This is a genomic window from Peptoclostridium acidaminophilum DSM 3953, assembly GCF_000597865.1.
Taxonomy (GTDB): domain Bacteria; phylum Bacillota; class Clostridia; order Peptostreptococcales; family Peptostreptococcaceae; genus Peptoclostridium_A; species Peptoclostridium_A acidaminophilum.
In genome coordinates this window covers 370,227-386,962 of record NZ_CP007452.1, presented here as the reverse complement: position 1 = coordinate 386,962, position 16,736 = coordinate 370,227, and the positions used below count along the sequence as shown (strand labels likewise).

Here is a 16,736-nt window from a genome sequence, read left to right as displayed (position 1 = left end):
CCACTCCTTTTTACTCGAATATAAGAGAGAGTATTCTTTTCTTGAGATTAATCATCTCATTTGACGATGGGTTTCTGGGATAACCCATATTCACATTTATGCTTTCTTTTATCCTTCCCTCTTCCATTACAAGCACCTTCTGTCCGAGCAGCAGAGCTTCCTCCACATCATGAGTTACAAACAGTATTGTTTTTTTCTCATTTTGAAATATTTTCACAATCTCATCCTGCAGCTTTTTTCTGTTGAATGCATCAAGGGCCCCCAAAGGCTCGTCCATTAGTATTATGTCCGGCTCATAGCAAAGAGTCCTCCCCAGGGATACTCTTTGTGCCATACCTCCGGAAATCTGGCTGGGATAAGCATTTTCAAAAGCTTTTATCCCCAGCATGTCCAGCTGCCTTTCGACTCTCTTTTCAGACTCGCTTTTACATATCTCTCCCTTTATTGGGAATTCTATGTTTTTTCTTACTGAGAGCCATGGCATCAGCCTCGGTTCTTGAAAAACTATGGATACTCTGGGGTTCTTTTTTGAATTCTCTTCAGCTCTAATAATTATGGAGCCACTGTCACGTTCCTCCAGGCCGCATATGAGCTTAAGGAGAGTCGACTTTCCGCAGCCGCTTTTACCCACTATGCATACAAAGCTGCCGCTTTCCACTTCAAAATCCAGACCCTTCAAGGCCTGTATTCTTTTCCCCTGAATCGAATACACCTTATGAACATTTCTTATCATCAGACTCGCCATGATGCTGTTCACCTCCGCTCCAGCGGGTAATCCTTCTTGTGGCTTCCATGAAGAGTGCATCTATTGCATACCCTGCTATTCCTATCGCCATTATTCCGATTATTATTATGTCGGGCCTTGATAGCTGCTCTGCGTCTATTATCATATAGCCGATGCCTGAAGATGCGGCTATGAGCTCCGCCCCTATTAGAGCTCTCCAGCTGTATCCCAGGCCTATTTGCATACCTACGAGTATTGATGGAATTGCCTGGGGCAGTATTATCCAAAAGAATATTTTTGACCTGCTAAATCCAAATACTTCTCCCACCTGTATCAACTTAACATCTGCTTCTCTGATCCCGCTTAGCGTATTTAGATATATCGGAAAAAAAGTAGCCAGAAATATAATTGAAAGCTTTGAAACCTCTCCTATTCCAAACCAGAGTATAAGCATCGGGATGAGTGCCATTGGAGGTACGTGCCTTATAAACTCAAGCGTCGGCTTGAAAAATTCCTCAAATTTTGAACTAAGCCCGCAAAACACTGCAAGGGGAAAAGCCGCTGCAAAGGCCACGACAAAGCCCACCAGAACTCTTGCAAGACTCACAAGGAGATGCTTTTGAAGCATTCCGCTGCTTATTAGATTACTGGAGGTTTTTACAACCTTTTCAGGCGAAGGCATTATGTATTCATTTGTAAGGCCCAGGCTTGAAAGAGCCCACCAGGCAAAAATTATAAAAACCGGCAGGTATAGCCCGTTCATAGATTTATTTTTTTCCATCAGAGCTCATTCTCCAGAAAGTAAATATTGCAATAACAGAGCAGGCTTGCTCCCGCTCTGTTATTATAGTTTGAATCGTTATGCTTAAAAAAACATCTCAGTAACTCTTTCGAGTATTCCATTCATGTACGCTATTGCGACTCCGTAATTTGTTATTGGCACATTGTCATTCCTTGTCCTTTCAAGCCTTGACATCATTTGCTTCTTGTTGAACATGCACGCTCCGCAATGGACTACTATTGCGTACTGAGAGAGGTCATCAGAAAAATCCACTCCGGCTTTTATTGTTATGTCCAGTTCCGCTCCTGAATATTCTCGCAGCCATTTAGGAAGCTTTTCCCTGCCTATGTCCCCTTCAAGGGAATGATGCGTACATGCTTCAGCTATCAATACCTTGTCCCCCGACTTGAGTCTGCCGATTTGCTTGGCACCCTCTATCAGCTCAGCAAGGTCTCCCTTATATCTCGCCATAAGTATGGAGAAAGATGTCAATGGGATTTCCCTTGGAATTATCTTGCTTATCTTCCCGAATATCTGTGAGTCTGTTATAACAAGGTCAGGCTTCCTGTTAAGGGAAGACAGGAGGTCTTCCAACTCTGCGTCCTTGACAGTAAGAGCCATGGCATCATGGTCAAGCAGATCTCTTATAGTCTGAACCTGCGGAAGTATAAGTCTTCCCTTAGGGGCTTGAATGTCCTGTGGCGCAACAAGCACAACAAGAGCCTTTTGGGGCAGTATGTCCCCAACTATTGTTTCTGCTTCAAAGCCTTCGGGGGCATGCAGCTGAATTGCCCTTTTAAGCTTGTCTATGTTTATCCTGTCTGCCGCACTGACCTTTACAAAGGGCATGTCGAACTCTTTTTCATAACTTTCAAGCTCTTTATCCTTAATGTCTATCTTGTTAATGACCCCTATTGTAGGTATTTTTTTATCCCTAAGCCTTGAGTGCCATTCTTTTTCAAATGAATAGTCTTCATCCGTGGAATCGAACACCAGCAGCGCAAGGTCTGTTTTCTCCATGACTTCCTTAGACTTTTTAACTCTAAGCTCTCCTAATTCGCCCACGTCGTCAAGTCCCGCAGTATCGATTATTACAACAGGCCCTATCGGGAGAAGCTCCATTGCCTTGTATACGGGGTCCGTAGTAGTTCCCGCCATATCAGATACAAGGGCCATTTCCTGTCCTGTAAGAGCATTTATCAGACTTGATTTTCCGGCGTTCCTCTTTCCGAATATGGCTATGTGCAGCCTGTTTGCTTTTGGCGTATCAAGCATATGCTTCTCCTTTCACAGCTGTAATACTTTTAGAATCTAAGGTCTCTTTCCCCAGCCTCAAGCCTTGCAAGGAATCTCTTTGCAGCATCTCTTGCAGCTTCCTTGGGTATGCTCGCAAGTCCTTCTTCTATTACTTCCTTTCCAAGCTCCCTTAGCTCTTCGTCTGAATAGTCCAGCAGGAATTCCTTGAATGTGAGCAGCGCATTTGGAAGGCAAACGTTATTTATCTGGCCTGATTTTGCAAGAGGCATGAACCTGTCTCCAGTTCTACCTTCCCTATAGCATGCTGTGCAGTAGCTTGGAATATATCCGGCTCTGCAAAGGTCCTTAAGCACCTGCATAGGTGACCTGTGGTCTCCCACCTCAAACTGAGGAACCTCCTTCTTTCCTTCTGTTCCGTATTCATCAACATATCCGCCTACTCCTGTGCATGAGCCTGCGCTTATTTGAGATATGCCGAATTTGATGGCCTCGCTTCTGAATTCCGCTGTTTCTCTCGTGGAAAGAATCATGCCTGTGTATGGTACAGTGAGCCTTAGTATTGCTATTATCTTTTTGAATTCCTTGTCGCTGACCATGTGAGGGAACTTTGAAATGTCCATTCCTTCAGCAGGCTTGAGCCTTGGAACCGATATCGTGTGGGGACCTACTCCATATACGCTGTCAAGATGCTCTGCGTGCATTATCATTGCAATTGTATCGTACGTATGGTCGTATAACCCGTAAAGTACCCCTATTCCCACGTCATCTATTCCAGCCTGCATAGCCCTGTCCATTGCAGTTGTATGCCAGTTGTAGTTGTGCTTAGGACCCTGAGGATGCATGATCTCATAGGTAGGCTTGTGATAAGTCTCCTGGAAAAGTATATAAGTCCCTATTTCGGCTTCCACAAGCTTCTTGTAGTTTTCAATTGTTGTAGCGGCTATGTTTACATTTATTCTTCTTATGCTTCCGTTGTCGAATTTTATTGAGTATATGTTTTTAATTGCTTCAAGCACATACTCTATCGGACAATTTTCATCGTCCTCTCCGGCTTCAAAGGCAAGCCTCTTGTGTCCCAGGGATTCAAGTATTTTAACCTCGTCCTTGAGCTGCTCCATAGTGAGCTTTCTTCTTGCAACATTAGAGTTGCAGTGCTTGTAGCCGCAGTATTCGCAATTATTTACGCAGTAGTTGCTGACGTAAAGAGGTGCGAAAAGCACTACCCTTTTTCCGTATATAGTCTCCTTGATATGGCCTGCGGTTTCAAACATTTCCTTTACAAGGTCTTCATCGTCTACGTTTAGAAGCACGGCAGCTTCCCTGTGGTCAAGCCCTTTAGCTTCTTTTGCTTTTTCGAGTATCTCTTTTACAAATTCTCTGTCTGAAGCCATTTTCTTTCCGTATTCCATTGAATCCAGTATTTCAGAATCAACTATGAACTCTTCAGCCTTGTACTCTCTGTACTCCTTCATTTTTGCATTCCTCCGTTTTTAGGTTTTATTTATATATCTAGATGTAATCTCCTCTTGAATCCGACACTTCAAGTCCAAAGCTCTTTATGAAATCCTCGACTTCTTTTCTTTCCTGTGCTATGGTTTTTTCAAGCGCTTTAGGTCTTGGATATATGTCATACAGCCTCCTGTAGCTATGGGGCTCAACCTTCCTCATTATTACATTAGCCCCAGCGCAAAATGCGTTTGTCTTTGTAGAAACCTCAAGCGCGGTAGTGGTCGGCAAATGGGACCTTTTAAGCAGCAGCCTTGTTATTGCAACTGCCTTGAGAGTCAGAAGGCTGCTTCCCGTGGACTCATCCCTAAGCTGAGTATCCGGGTGAGGTATGAACGGTCCGATTCCCGCCATCTCGACTTCCAGCTCCTTAAGAAGAAGTATGTCCTTTGCTATTGTCTCAAGAGTCTGTCCGGGAAGTCCTATCATAAAGCCGCTTCCTGTCTGGTATCCCAGTTCCTTCAGCCATCTGAGGCACTCTATCCTTCTTTCAAAGGATGAATGGGGATGGAGTCTGTTGTATATTTCACTGTCGGCGGTCTCATGCTTTATAAGATACCTGTCAGCCCCATCTCTTCTCCACTGGGCATAGTCATCGTATTCCCTCTCTCCTACGCCAAGTGTTATTGCTATGTCGCCTAATTTTTTAATGTCTCTTATGATCCCTGAAATAATGTCCCTTGTATAGTAGGAATCCTCGCCTGACTGGAGTATTACAGTCCTGTATCCCGCCTGGTACGCTTCCTTTGCATTGCTGACTATTTCGTCAGGGCTCATTCTGTATCTTTGTATGTTTCTGTTGAGCCTTTGAAGTCCGCAGTACAGACAGTCACATCTGCAGTAGTTCGAGAATTCTATTATTGCCCTTAGGTGAACCGCATCTCCGCAATACTCCTGCCTTACCCTATATGCCATTTCAAACAGATAGTCTTCGCTTCCTTTAAGAATACTGACTATCTCTTCTACGCTTGCATCTGAGGTTTTTATGATTTTGTCTATAACGGCTCTGTTATCCATGCTTGTCCTCCCAAACGTATAATTCCACATTTTATGCTAATGATGCTTCGGAGCAAAAAAAAGACTTCTCCAAAGGAGAAGTCTTGTATATTCGCACATTTATACTCTAAAAAACACGCAACCTGACTGCTTGTTTTTATTGTATAATAAATAATTAACATTTCAGCGCGGTCCATATACTCTGTATGACTTCCCCTTTTGCTCGGACACTCCTTGCAATCAGGTCGGAAACCTTTGTATCTCCTGGCTTAGGGTTGCCCTCGCCAGCAGATCTATTAATGTAATTATACACAACACGGCAATGCTTGTCTATGTTTTAAATCTATTTTTTCGATATATTAATTATTTTTTCACAAATTCACAATCCGTATTTCTTCTATTGTATTTTTAATTTCATGCTATTTTGTTTATTGCCTGCTTTATGTGGTATAATAAGACATAATAGCATTAGCTATTATTACATCTAAGGAGTGTGGTTTTTAGCTATGTCTAGTAGCGACAAGCCGGTCCCGCGGCGAATTAATGATTTTTCTGAGCTCAAAGGAATATCGGCATGCGTTTCACTTTTGATGGTAATGTACATCATATCAAGCTTCATAACAAAAGTCGTGTAAAAAGTCGCCTTAACTTAAGGCGACTTCTTTATTTTAGAGGAGCTTTTTTAGGAATGCTCCAGTGTACGATTTTTTGTTTTTTGCGATTTGCTCCGGTGTTCCCTGCCCTATTACATAGCCGCCCTTGTCGCCTCCATCGGGACCCATGTCGATTATGTGGTCGGCCGTCTTAATAACGTCAAGGTTGTGCTCTATAACCAGCACGCTATTTCCTGCATCCACAAGCTTTTGCAGCATGTCAATGAGCCTGTCGACATCGGCCATGTGCAGGCCTGTTGTCGGCTCGTCAAGGATGTAGAGCGTCTTGCCAGTTGATCTCTTGCCAAGCTCTGTTGATAGCTTGATCCTTTGGGCTTCTCCGCCCGAGAGCTGCGTTGAAGGCTGGCCCAGCTTAATGTAGCCCAGTCCCACGTTCATTAGCGTTTGCATCTTTCTGCTTATTGAAGGTATGCTCGAGAAGAATTCGACCGCCTCCTCCACGTTCATGTCGAGCACGTCGGCTATGCTCTTGCCCTTGTACTTGACCTGGAGCGTCTCCCTGCTGTATCTGCTGCCTTTGCACACCTCGCAGGGAATATATACGTCAGGCAGGAAGTGCATTTCGATTTTTATTATCCCATCGCCCTTGCAGGCCTCGCATCTTCCCCCCTTGAGATTGAAACTGAACCTGCCCTTGCCGTAGCCTCTTGCCTTTGACTCCTGTGTGGATGCGAACAAGTCGCGTACGCTGTCAAATATTCCGGTATAAGTGGCTGGGTTGGACCTTGGAGTCCTTCCTATTGGCGATTGGTCTATGTCTATTACCTTGTCTATGTGCTCAAGACCCATTATGGCATCATGGTCTCCAGGCCTTGCCTTTAGTCGTTGTATCTTTGCGGCCGCACCCTTGTAGAGTATCTCGTTTATAAGAGAGCTTTTCCCCGAGCCTGAAACTCCAGTGACGCAGGTGAAAACACCAATTGGTATATCCACATCTATGTCCTTAAGATTGTTTTCCCTTGCTCCCTTTATGCTTATCATCTTCTCGCCCAGAGGTCTTCTTCTCTCCGGAACTGCTATAGACTTTTTACCGCTGAGATACTGCCCTGTTATGGACCTTTCGCAGGCCTTTATGTCTTCCACGGTTCCTACGGCGACAATCTCGCCTCCGTGCACTCCTGCTCCCGGCCCTATGTCAACGATGTAATCCGCAGCGTTGATTGTGTCCTCATCGTGCTCTACGACTATCAGCGTGTTGCCCAAATCGGTAAGGTCTCTGAGGGTTGCAAGCAGCCTGTCGTTGTCCCTCTGGTGAAGTCCTATGCTGGGCTCATCCAGCACATAAAGCACGCCCATGAGTGAAGCCCCTATCTGAGTTGCAAGCCTGATTCTTTGCGATTCTCCGCCCGATAGCGTTCCTGAAGTCCTTGAAAGCGTAAGATACTCAAGGCCTACGTCCTTTAGAAATCTCAGTCTGGCCTTTATCTCCTTTAGTATATCCCTGCCTATGAATTTTTGCTTGTCCGAAAGTGGCGCGCTTTCAAGATAGTCATACAGCGCGTTTACCGACATTTCGGTCAGCTGCGATATGTTCCTGCCGTCTATAAGCACCGATAGACTCTCGTCCTTGAGCCTTGTCCCCTTGCACTTTTGGCATGGAGTTTCGCTCATGTACTCCTCAATTTTCTCCCTCATGTAGTCGGAATTTGTCTCATGGTATCTTCTTTCAAGATTGTTTATGACTCCTTCAAATCTCGCGCTGTATGTCCTGCGTCCCCCGAACTTGCTTTCATATTCGAAGGATACGTTCTTGTCGTCTCCGTAGAGTAGCTTTTTAACAAAATCCGAATCGAGCTCCTTGAACTGCACATCCAGAGACTGGCCGTGATTTTTTGCCAGGCCGTCTATCATCTTAAAATAATAAGTGTCCTCGGAGCCGGCTCCGCTTGAAGCCCATGCCGCAACTGCACCTTCGCGAATAGTCAGATCCTCATTTGGAACTACAAGCCTTGGATCTACACTCTTGAGCGAGCCAAGTCCGTTGCACTCCGGACAGGCTCCAAATGGCGAGTTGAACGAGAACATTCTGGGTGAGAGCTCCTCTATTCCTATGCCGTGCTCAATGCACGCAAATCTGGTTGAAAACATCTGAGGCTGAGAGTCTATGATGTCCACGAGCACGAGGCCGTCTGCAAGCTTGAGTGACGTCTCCACCGACTCGTAAAGCCTGCTTTCTATGCCAGGTCTTACAACAAGTCTGTCTACGACCACCTCTATGCTGTGCTTCTTGTTCTTGTCGAGCTCTATTTCCTCGCCCACGTCGTAAACCTCGCCGTTAATCCTTACCCTTACGAAGCCATCCTTTTTGATATTTTCAATTAGCTTCTCGTGTCTGCCCTTCTTGCCACGTATTACGGGAGCCATTACCTGTATCTTTGTTCCCTCAGGCAGCTCCATTATCTTGTCTGCTATCTGCTCTATTGTCATCTGGCTTATTTTCTTTTTGCATATAGGGCAGTGCGGCTCGCCAATTCGCGCGTAGAGAAGCCTCATGTAGTCGTATATCTCCGTTACAGTTCCCACTGTGGATCTTGGATTCTTCGACGTCGTCTTCTGGTCTATTGAAATGGCAGGTGAGAGTCCCTCTATATACTCGACATCCGGCTTTTCCATCTGCCCGAGAAACTGCCTTGCATAGGCCGACAGGCTCTCCACGTAGCGCCGCTGGCCTTCTGCGTATATTGTGTCGAACGCCAGCGACGACTTTCCTGAGCCTGAAAGCCCCGTGAACACGACAAGCTTGTTCCTTGGTATCTCCAGGTCTACGTTCTTTAGATTGTGCTCCTTTGCTCCCTTTATTATGATTTTTCTCTCGTCCATTTTATCTCCTTTTTTTCTTCTCTATGGCAGCTATCTTGTCCCTGAGCTGAGCTGCAATTTCGAATTCGAGCAACTTTGCGGCTTCAGCCATCTGCATTCTGAGCTGATCAAGCAGAGCTTCATCGTCCTGAGCCTGCTGGGGATGGTATGCCTGTTCCTCCTCTGCGGCCTTTGTGGCTTCTATGACATCCCTTATCCCCTTCTTGATGGACTTCGGAATGATACCGTGCTCCTCGTTGTATCTCTCCTGTATGCCCCTTCTTCTGTAGGTTTCCTCTATCGCCCTTTTCATTGAGTCAGTCATTTTGTCGGCATACATTATTACTTTGCCGTTCTCGTGCCTCGCTGCCCTTCCTATCGTCTGTATGAGCGATGTTTCAGACCTCAGGAAGCCCTCCTTGTCGGCGTCCAGTATGGTCACAAGAGACACCTCCGGAAGGTCCAGACCTTCCCTGAGCAGGTTGATTCCTACCAGCACGTCGTACTTGCCTGATCTTAGGTCGTGTATTATCTGAATTCTATCCAGAGTTTCGACGTCGGAATGCATATAGGTCACCTTTACCCCGGCGCTCTTCATGTAGTCCGTAAGGTCCTCGGCCATCTTCTTTGTCAGCGTCGTCACGAGCACCCTCTCCTCTTTCTTTACCCTGAGGTCTATCTCGTTGAGTATGTCGTCTATCTGGCCGCTTGTAGGTCTTATCTCCACCTGCGGGTCAAGGAGTCCCGTCGGCCTTATTATCTGCTGGGCTATTACACTTGACTTTTGAAGCTCATAGCTTGCAGGCGTTGCTGATACAAATACCATCTGCCTGGCCACCTTTTCGAATTCTTCGAACGAAAGCGGCCTATTGTCATAAGCCGAAGGCAGTCTGAAGCCGTAATCTATGAGTGCAGCCTTTCTTGCCCTGTCACCTCCGTACATGGCTCTTATCTGGGGCATCATTACGTGCGACTCGTCGGCGATTATAAGAAAATCGTCAGGAAAGAAGTCCATGAGCGTATATGGTCGCTCACCTTCACTTCTGCCCGTCAGGTGCCTCGAGTAGTTCTCTATCCCCTTGCAGATGCCTATTTCTCTGAGCATCTCTATGTCATATCGCGTCCTTTGCTCTATCCTTTGCGCTTCAAGAAGCATGCCGCGGTCTGTAAAGTATCTTATTCTTTCCTCCAGCTCTTCTTCAATTGCCACAACCGCCTTTTCAAGCTTCTGCCTGCTTGTCACATGGTGGGACGCCGGAAATATGGAAACATGGCTGCGCTTGCCGAGGACTTCACCCGTAAGGTAGTTGATTTCCATCACCCTGTCTATCTCGTCTCCGAAAAACTCTATACGAATAGCCTTCTCGTCACTGCCCGCCGGATAGACCTCCAGCACGTCGCCTCTGACCCTGAAGGTGCCACGGGTGAAGCTGATGTCGTTTCTTTCATACTGTATCTGCACCAGCTTTCTTATGACCTCATCCCTGTCCCTGTTCATGCCCGGCCTGAGCGATATCATCTGCTCCCCGTACTCCTCGGGATCTCCAAGGCCGTATATGCATGAAACTGAGGCCACTATTATAACGTCCCTTCGCTCTAGCAGCGCCGCGGTAGCCGAGTGCCTGAGCTTGTCTATCTCGTCGTTTATCGAGGAATCCTTTTCAATATACATGTCGGACTGCACTACGTATGCCTCCGGCTGATAGTAATCATAGTAGCTCACAAAATATTCCACAGCGTTCTCAGGAAAGAACTCCTTGAACTCGCCGTAGAGCTGGGCTGCCAACGTCTTATTGTGGGCTATCACAAGCGTAGGCTTTTGAACCTTCTCTATTATATTGGCCATGGTGAATGTCTTGCCTGAGCCGGTAGCTCCTATTAAAGTGCAATACTTTTCACCGTCTTCTATGCCTTTTGACAGCTTCTCTATGGCCTCAGGCTGGTCGCCCGTCGGCATGAAATCCGAAACAATCTTGAAATCCAATATGCCACCTCCGTCCACACGCAAACAAATGTTCTTATAAATAAAATTATAGCGCTAAGTCTGGCATAGCGCAACTGAGTTTTGAATCCAAATAAATGCACATTTTCTGGCTGCATACCGCATTTAAGATAAAAAAATGTCCGCTATATAAGCGGACACTCAAACTCTTCAAAATATAGTATTTAATTTATTACCACACCTCGACATACGCGGCGTTGGTGTATATCTCCTCAAGTCTTGCCTTGTGGCCTAATTCCATTTTTGAAAGCTCCAAAAATGTATCCTTTTGTACCTCATCTATGCTGATGTCTGCAAATTGATTGTACATGTTCATGGCTTCCTCTTCTTTTTTCATTGCCAGCGCAATTGCATCAACAAACTTCATATCTGTTGAAAGGGGTTTTTCTTCTACTGTTTCAGATACTTTGTAGTCTTTAGTTTCGTCAAATTTAAGCTTTTTGCCTTCATTTTTCAAGTAGCCTTCTAAAAGCACCTTGTGCCTTAGTTCTTCTTTTGCCAAATCGGCGAAAACAGATTTCAAGCTTTCGTCGCCTACTTTTTCTGAAGCTGCCTTATAAAATTCATATGCCTCAATCTCTTTGTTTACAGCCATTGACAGAATATCTTTATATTGATTTAAATCCATGATAACCCCCCCTTGTTAGTTTAACAATCACAGGAATGTTTATACCCAAAATATCTTGTCGTTATTTGACATTATATATACTTTTGATTGATTTTTTTACAACATAAAAGCTATCCCTTATTACTCTGTTTTGCTTTTCAGATATTCAAGCGCCTTATCAAGCTGCTTGGCCTCGTCCTTTTCTTCTATGTCCGGCTGTATTCCCTTCTTATTTATATAAGCCCCGCTCGGAGTGAAATACTGCGAAACAGTAAGCTTGTAGCCCGAGCCGTCCTCAAGCGGGAACACCTGCTGCACAAGCCCCTTGCCGTATGTCTTTGTTCCGACTAGTATTCCGGCCTTGTTGTCCTTTATAGCCCCGCTTAGTATCTCTGATGCCGATGCCGAACCTCCGTTAACGAGCACTGCTATAGGCAGTCCCAGCTTCCTCTCCTCGTCAGATTTAAGATACTCCTCGCTTCCGCTTCTGTCTCTTGTGTACACTATCGTGCCCTTGCCCAAGAGCTCATCAGATATTTCACGACACTGATCGAGAAGTCCGCCGGGGTTATCGCGCAGGTCTATAACAAGAGCCTTTATACCCTTAGCCTTTAGTCCCTCAAGATTAGTCTTGAAATCAGCAGCTGTCTTTTCGTCGAATGTAGTTATTCTGATATATCCTATTCCATCCTCCTTGACTTCGGATTTGACAGTCTGTATCCTTATCTCTTCCCTTGTTATGTGGACATCAAAGGGCTCCTGCTGCCCATCCCTTGCTATAGTTATTGTCACCTTGGTTCCAGGCTCTCCCTTCATCTTGGAGACAGCCTTGTCTATGTCCTTGGAGCTCACAGTCTCTCCATCCACTTTTATTATCTTGTCCCCGGCCTTAAGTCCTGCCCGGTCTCCAGGAGTGTCCTCTATGGGCGATACTATCGTTATGAAGCCATCGTCCTCCGCAGACACATATACGCCTATGCCGCCAAAGCTTCCCTTGGTGTACTCGAGTAGCGCGTCAAACTCTTTTTTAGTCATGTATGTCGAATAGGGATCATTCAGCCCCTCAAACATGCCCTTTATAGCACCCTCCACAAGGACGCTTTCGCTCGGATCCTTGTAAAACTCCTGCTCGATAGAGTTCTTGAGTGAGTACATTTTTTCAAACTCCTTGTACTGCTTGTATTCACTCATTGGAACTATAGCTATTTTTCCAAACAATGCCCCGGCATTGAGCGTCAACAGCGAACTGACAAGTGCTATGATGAGTGCTCCGACTACTGCCTTTTTCTTTGATATCATTATATTCTCCCCTCAGTATGGGTGGCCGCATTCAGCTGCGTCCCCTATCTTACCCAGCCCATTGGATCTACTGGACTGCCGTTCTTTCTTACTTCAAAATGTATATGAGGGCCTGTGGAAAGTCCTGTAGAGCCGCACTTTGCAATAACCTGCCCTCTGCTCACCTTGTCTCCCGTGCCCACAAGCAGTTTGGAATTGTGGCCGTAAAGCGTCACTATCTTTCCGCCGTGGTCAATCATAACAGTGTTGCCGTAGCCTCCCTGCCAACCGGAAAATATGACCGTACCGTCGTTGGCAGCAAGCACGTTGCTGCCCGAAGGCGCTCCTATGTCTATACCGCTATGGAACTTTTGCTTTTTGAGTATCGGGTGGTTCCTGTAGCCAAAAGGCGAAGTCACTCTCGTGCTTGCCGCAGAAGGCCACGCCATGGCGCCGCCCCCGTAGCTTACTGACGGTGATTGGAGCTTTGCTATCTGAGACTGTATGCTCTTTGCATATTCATTGAACTTGTCTATCTGGGCTTCAATCTCTTCGGCGCTCTGCTCCAGCTCCTGCTTGTACTCAACCTGCTGTCCCCTAGAGACTGCAAGCTTTGTTTTTTCAGCCTCCGCCTTGCGCTGAAGCTCTGCAAGCATTTTTTCCTTCTGCTCAAGGCCCTGCTTTACTTTTTCAACTTTCTCCCTGTCCCTCTTGAACTGCTCTATAAGCTCCTTGTCATGCTCGGCTATGCGCTTTATAATATCAAGGTTCGACATGAACTCGCTTATGTCTGTAGAGCTAAGCAGCACCTCCATGTAGTCTATGTCTGAGGTCTTGTACATTACTCTTAGCCTTTTTTTGAGAAGCTCCTTTTGAGCTTCAATAAGCTCCTGTAGCTTTTGAATTTCTTTCTTTTGTATGCTTATCTCGCCCTTTGTCTGCATTATCTGCGAAAAAAGCCTGTCTATCTCCTGCTCTGTCTTGTTTATCTCGTTGTTGAGCTCTTCTATCTTATTGGCGACTTTACCCTGCTCCTTCTTGTTTGCATTGAGCTGCTGCTGGGCATTTTTAGCCCCGCCCTTTACGTCGTTGAGCTTCTTTTTCAGGTCGTCAACCTGAGTTGCAAAGGATGTCATGCTCGACATCAAAAGCAAAATTGAAATAACTACGGCAATCCTTCTCAAATCGTTCCCTCCTTACACCTCAAGATGTTTTTTAAGTGATATGAGACTCCCGAGCATGCCTATACCTATGCCCATAACCGCAAATATTATAATCAGGCTTGAGAATATCTCGTCCAGCGAAAGCACGTTGCTCATCATCGCCCAGTACGAATTGCTGTTTAACTTGATATAGATATACTTGTAGCAGACGCTTATTAAGCCAAGAGATGCAAGAGCTCCGATTCCTCCGAGCACCATGCCCTCGACGAGGAACGGCCCCCTTATGAACCAGTTTGTGGCTCCTATGTATTTCATTATGTTTATCTCCCTGCGCCTTGCATACAGAGCTATCTTTATAGTGTTTGATATCACAAACAGCGATACGGACGAGAGCAGCACTATGAGCGCCAGCCCGATGTTTCTTATCCATGCCGATATCTTGACTAGCTTGCTTATTACGTCCTTGTAATACTTTATGTCTTCGACTCCATCTAGCGACTTTAGCTGTGCAAAAACGGCATCGGCCGATTCCAGGCTTTCAAGATTGACTATGAACGAATTCTGAAGCGAGGTTTCCATACCCTCTAGCAGGTATGCATCCTTACCCCATCTCTTCTGAAGCTTAACAAATGCGTCCTTGCTAGATTCAAACTCCGCCGAGTCCACCCCGTCAATGGATTCTATATCTTCCTTGATGTCATATATCTCCTGTGTGTCCATGCCATCCTCGAGATACACCTGCATCTTGTCGAACTTGTTTTGCATTGTCAGCGTGAAGGAATTTATGTTGAGCACTAATATTATTATTATGCCCAAAATGAAAAGAGATGCCGCTACGGAGCTTACTGAAGCCAAAGCCATAGGCCTGTTTCTCCATATCCCCTTGAAGCCCTCCTTGATGTTGTAAAATATGCTGCTAAACATTTTCGTAACTTCCCCTTTCTTCATCCCTTACTATCCTGCCACCATCGAGCTCTATAACCCTTTGTTTCATCTCGTCGACCAATTCCTTGGCGTGAGTGGCTATTAGCACTGTAGTTCCTCTTCTATTGATGTCCTTTAGAAGTCTCATTATATCCCATGAATTCTGGGGATCAAGGTTACCCGTAGGCTCGTCTGCAATTAGAAGCGCTGGCTTGTTTATTATGGCCCTTGCTATGCTGACCCTCTGCTGCTCTCCTCCCGATAGCTCTCCCGGATATGATTTGGCTTTGGAGCTAAGTCCCACCATTCCAAGCACGAACGGAACCTTTCTCCTTATATCCTTGCCGCTGTGGCCTGTTATCTCCATGGCAAAAGCCACATTCTCGTATACTGTCTTGTTGGGCAACAGCCTGAAATCCTGGAACACCACACCCATATTTCTTCTCAAACGGGGTATTTTGCGCTTTGACAGCGATGTTGTCTCACACCCATCTATTACTATGCTGCCGCTGCTTGGCTCCTGCTCCTTAAGCAGGAGCTTTATGAATGTGGATTTGCCGGCTCCCGAAGAGCCCACTATGAATACGAACTCACCCTTGCCTATTTCTATGTTTGCATCTATAAGTGCTTTCTTGCCGTTTTTATACTCCATGTTTACATTCTCAAATTTAATCAATATTACCACTCCTAAAAATTCTTTTGGCTTGACGCCATTTGATAATCTATGTAGAATTTTCTGTATATTAAACTGTTTTCCCTGAAAATAGAATTAATCCGATTAATCTTATAAATACTGTTTTAAAATCGTTTTATTGGCAACAATTTTATTATAACAGTAAAACACATAATTCTTCAATCTGTATAGACTACTATTATTTTTGGAGGCTACTAGTATGATGAGCAAGTCAGAGTTCAGAAACAAAGCAATTGCAGACAGGGAACGCCAAAGCAGCGAGGAAGTGGAGCTAAAGTCTCAAAAAATATTTGAAAAGCTCACATCACTTGATTGCATAAGGAAAGCCAGGAGCATAATGACCTATATCGACTTTAGAAATGAGGTGCAGACAAGACAGCTTATAGACTACTGCCTTTCAAACGACAAGAACGTGGTTATTCCCATTTCCGTATTCAAGGGCAGGCAGCTCATACCTTCGTTGCTTAAAGATCCGGACAGCGAGCTTCAAATTTCCAAATATGGACTCCTCGAGCCCAAGCCTGAATACGTCAGGGTTTTCGACAAGGAAAAACTCGACGTCATAATAGTTCCAGGAGTGGCTTTCGACAAATACGGCTACAGGGTAGGCTATGGCGCAGGCTTCTACGACAGATTTCTCTCCTCGATAGATAATGGGGCGGTAGTCAGTGTAGGAGTGGCCTTCGAGCTGCAGCTTCATGATTCCGTGCCCCACGATGCATTCGATGCGACAGTAGACATGGTTGTCACTGAAGACAGGATAATCAAAATATGCAATAAAGGCTAAAAAATACTGACTAAAGGAGGGCTTGCCGTGAAAATTCTCCTTCCCTTTGATGGCTCGGATTCTTCCTACAAGGCTCTGGGCTATGTCAAAGAATTTGTAGCTGGAATGTCCGAATATGAAATACTACTAGTGACCGTCCAAAAGACATTTATGCCAACTCCGCCGGATCGTCCCTATATTGAAATAATGCCTGATGACTTTGTGGCCGAAACAATAATGCATCATGAATACGGCAGAGTCCATCTTAATCTGCTTTCAGATGCGCTCAAATACCTCAATGGCTTTAGTCATTCGAGAATCAGGACATACGTCGGTTTCGGACATGCCGCCGACATAATATTGGAAATGAGCGAGCTTGAAAATCTGGACATTATCATAATGTGCACACATGGCATGGGCGCTGCCAGAAGATTTACTCTCGGCAGCGTAACAGACAAGGTTGTCCACCATTCGGCCACACCAATTCTAATACTCAGATAAAACTGCAACACAAGAGGAGGGTTCTTGTGTGTCAAGCTTCAGACACATAAGCACCCTCCTCTTA

The 16,736-nt window shown here is 45.4% G+C and carries 14 protein-coding genes; 2 read left to right on the top strand and 12 right to left on the bottom strand.

The genetic code is table 11. The features are described 5' to 3' along the window. Positions 1–10: 10 nt before the first annotated feature. The 12 genes from EAL2_RS02065 to ftsE form a co-directional block, all read right to left on the bottom strand. A complete protein-coding gene (locus EAL2_RS02065) occupies positions 11–733 on the bottom strand; it encodes an ABC transporter ATP-binding protein (protein WP_242842480.1) in 723 nt (240 codons plus the stop codon). Beyond that, a complete protein-coding gene (locus tag EAL2_RS02060; RefSeq protein ID WP_025434764.1) occupies positions 714–1,505 on the bottom strand; it encodes an ABC transporter permease in 792 nt (263 codons plus the stop codon). The genes EAL2_RS02065 and EAL2_RS02060 overlap by 20 nt, the downstream gene beginning before the upstream one ends. 84 nt (positions 1,506–1,589) lie before the next feature. Beyond that, complete coding sequence (hydF, locus tag EAL2_RS02055) at positions 1,590–2,780, bottom strand: [FeFe] hydrogenase H-cluster maturation GTPase HydF (RefSeq protein ID WP_025434763.1); 1,191 nt, start codon at positions 2,778–2,780, stop codon at positions 1,590–1,592. A 29-nt stretch (positions 2,781–2,809) separates the two neighbouring features. Continuing rightward, entirely contained in the window at positions 2,810–4,234 is a 1,425-nt protein-coding gene (gene hydG / locus EAL2_RS02050) for a [FeFe] hydrogenase H-cluster radical SAM maturase HydG (protein WP_025434762.1), read from the bottom strand. 37 nt (positions 4,235–4,271) lie between these two features. Then, positions 4,272–5,285 carry a [FeFe] hydrogenase H-cluster radical SAM maturase HydE gene (hydE, locus tag EAL2_RS02045; protein WP_025434761.1) on the bottom strand — a complete coding sequence of 338 codons (1,014 nt, stop codon included), beginning with the start codon at positions 5,283–5,285 and terminating at the stop codon, positions 4,272–4,274. A gap of 647 nt (positions 5,286–5,932) precedes the next feature. Beyond that, on the bottom strand, positions 5,933–8,758 hold the full coding sequence (uvrA, locus tag EAL2_RS02040; RefSeq protein WP_025434760.1) for an excinuclease ABC subunit UvrA: 2,826 nt from the start codon (positions 8,756–8,758) through the stop codon (positions 5,933–5,935). A gap of 1 nt (position 8,759) precedes the next feature. Continuing rightward, positions 8,760–10,694, bottom strand: coding sequence for an excinuclease ABC subunit UvrB (gene uvrB, locus EAL2_RS02035; protein WP_242842501.1), 1,935 nt, complete (start codon positions 10,692–10,694; stop codon positions 8,760–8,762). A 217-nt stretch (positions 10,695–10,911) separates the two neighbouring features. Continuing rightward, positions 10,912–11,367: a ferritin-like domain-containing protein gene (locus tag EAL2_RS02030; protein WP_025434758.1), complete on the bottom strand. Its 456-nt coding sequence runs from the start codon at positions 11,365–11,367 to the stop codon at positions 10,912–10,914. A 120-nt stretch (positions 11,368–11,487) separates the two neighbouring features. Further along, a complete protein-coding gene (locus EAL2_RS02025) occupies positions 11,488–12,645 on the bottom strand; it encodes a S41 family peptidase (protein ID WP_025434757.1) in 1,158 nt (385 codons plus the stop codon). A gap of 44 nt (positions 12,646–12,689) precedes the next feature. After that, a complete protein-coding gene (locus EAL2_RS02020) occupies positions 12,690–13,808 on the bottom strand; it encodes a murein hydrolase activator EnvC family protein (protein WP_025434756.1) in 1,119 nt (372 codons plus the stop codon). A 12-nt stretch (positions 13,809–13,820) separates the two neighbouring features. Then, entirely contained in the window at positions 13,821–14,711 is an 891-nt protein-coding gene (gene ftsX, locus EAL2_RS02015) for a permease-like cell division protein FtsX (protein ID WP_025434755.1), read from the bottom strand. Continuing rightward, complete coding sequence (gene ftsE, locus EAL2_RS02010) at positions 14,704–15,387, bottom strand: cell division ATP-binding protein FtsE (RefSeq protein WP_025434754.1); 684 nt, start codon at positions 15,385–15,387, stop codon at positions 14,704–14,706. The genes ftsX and ftsE overlap by 8 nt, the downstream gene beginning before the upstream one ends. A 217-nt stretch (positions 15,388–15,604) precedes the next feature. Here ftsE and EAL2_RS02005 point away from each other — a divergent pair, with 217 nt between their 5' ends. Together EAL2_RS02005 and EAL2_RS14695 are read left to right on the top strand one after the other, a co-directional pair. After that, positions 15,605–16,192 (top strand): 5-formyltetrahydrofolate cyclo-ligase, encoded by a 588-nt coding sequence (locus EAL2_RS02005; protein WP_051489059.1) that lies wholly within the window; start codon positions 15,605–15,607, stop codon positions 16,190–16,192. Positions 16,193–16,219: 27 nt separating this feature from the next. Further along, positions 16,220–16,672 (top strand): universal stress protein, encoded by a 453-nt coding sequence (locus EAL2_RS14695; protein ID WP_025434752.1) that lies wholly within the window; start codon positions 16,220–16,222, stop codon positions 16,670–16,672. Positions 16,673–16,736: the final 64 nt, after the last annotated feature.

Excerpts from the sequence above, each read along its gene's own strand:
- hydE (WP_025434761.1), bottom strand. The coding sequence starts at position 5,285 with ATGGATAACAGAGCCGTTATAGACAAAATCATAAAAACCTCAGATGCA.
- ftsX (WP_025434755.1), bottom strand. The coding sequence starts at position 14,711 with ATGTTTAGCAGCATATTTTACAACATCAAGGAGGGCTTCAAGGGGATA.
- uvrA (WP_025434760.1), bottom strand. The coding sequence starts at position 8,758 with ATGGACGAGAGAAAAATCATAATAAAGGGAGCAAAGGAGCACAATCTA.
- EAL2_RS02030 (WP_025434758.1), bottom strand. The coding sequence starts at position 11,367 with ATGGATTTAAATCAATATAAAGATATTCTGTCAATGGCTGTAAACAAA.
- EAL2_RS02060 (WP_025434764.1), bottom strand. The coding sequence starts at position 1,505 with ATGGAAAAAAATAAATCTATGAACGGGCTATACCTGCCGGTTTTTATA.
- hydF (WP_025434763.1), bottom strand. The coding sequence starts at position 2,780 with ATGCTTGATACGCCAAAAGCAAACAGGCTGCACATAGCCATATTCGGA.
- EAL2_RS02025 (WP_025434757.1), bottom strand. The coding sequence starts at position 12,645 with ATGATATCAAAGAAAAAGGCAGTAGTCGGAGCACTCATCATAGCACTT.
- EAL2_RS02005 (WP_051489059.1), top strand. The coding sequence starts at position 15,605 with ATGATGAGCAAGTCAGAGTTCAGAAACAAAGCAATTGCAGACAGGGAA.
- EAL2_RS02065 (WP_242842480.1), bottom strand. The coding sequence starts at position 733 with ATGATAAGAAATGTTCATAAGGTGTATTCGATTCAGGGGAAAAGAATA.
- hydG (WP_025434762.1), bottom strand. The coding sequence starts at position 4,234 with ATGAAGGAGTACAGAGAGTACAAGGCTGAAGAGTTCATAGTTGATTCT.
- uvrB (WP_242842501.1), bottom strand. The coding sequence starts at position 10,694 with ATGCCGACGGGCGACCAGCCTGAGGCCATAGAGAAGCTGTCAAAAGGC.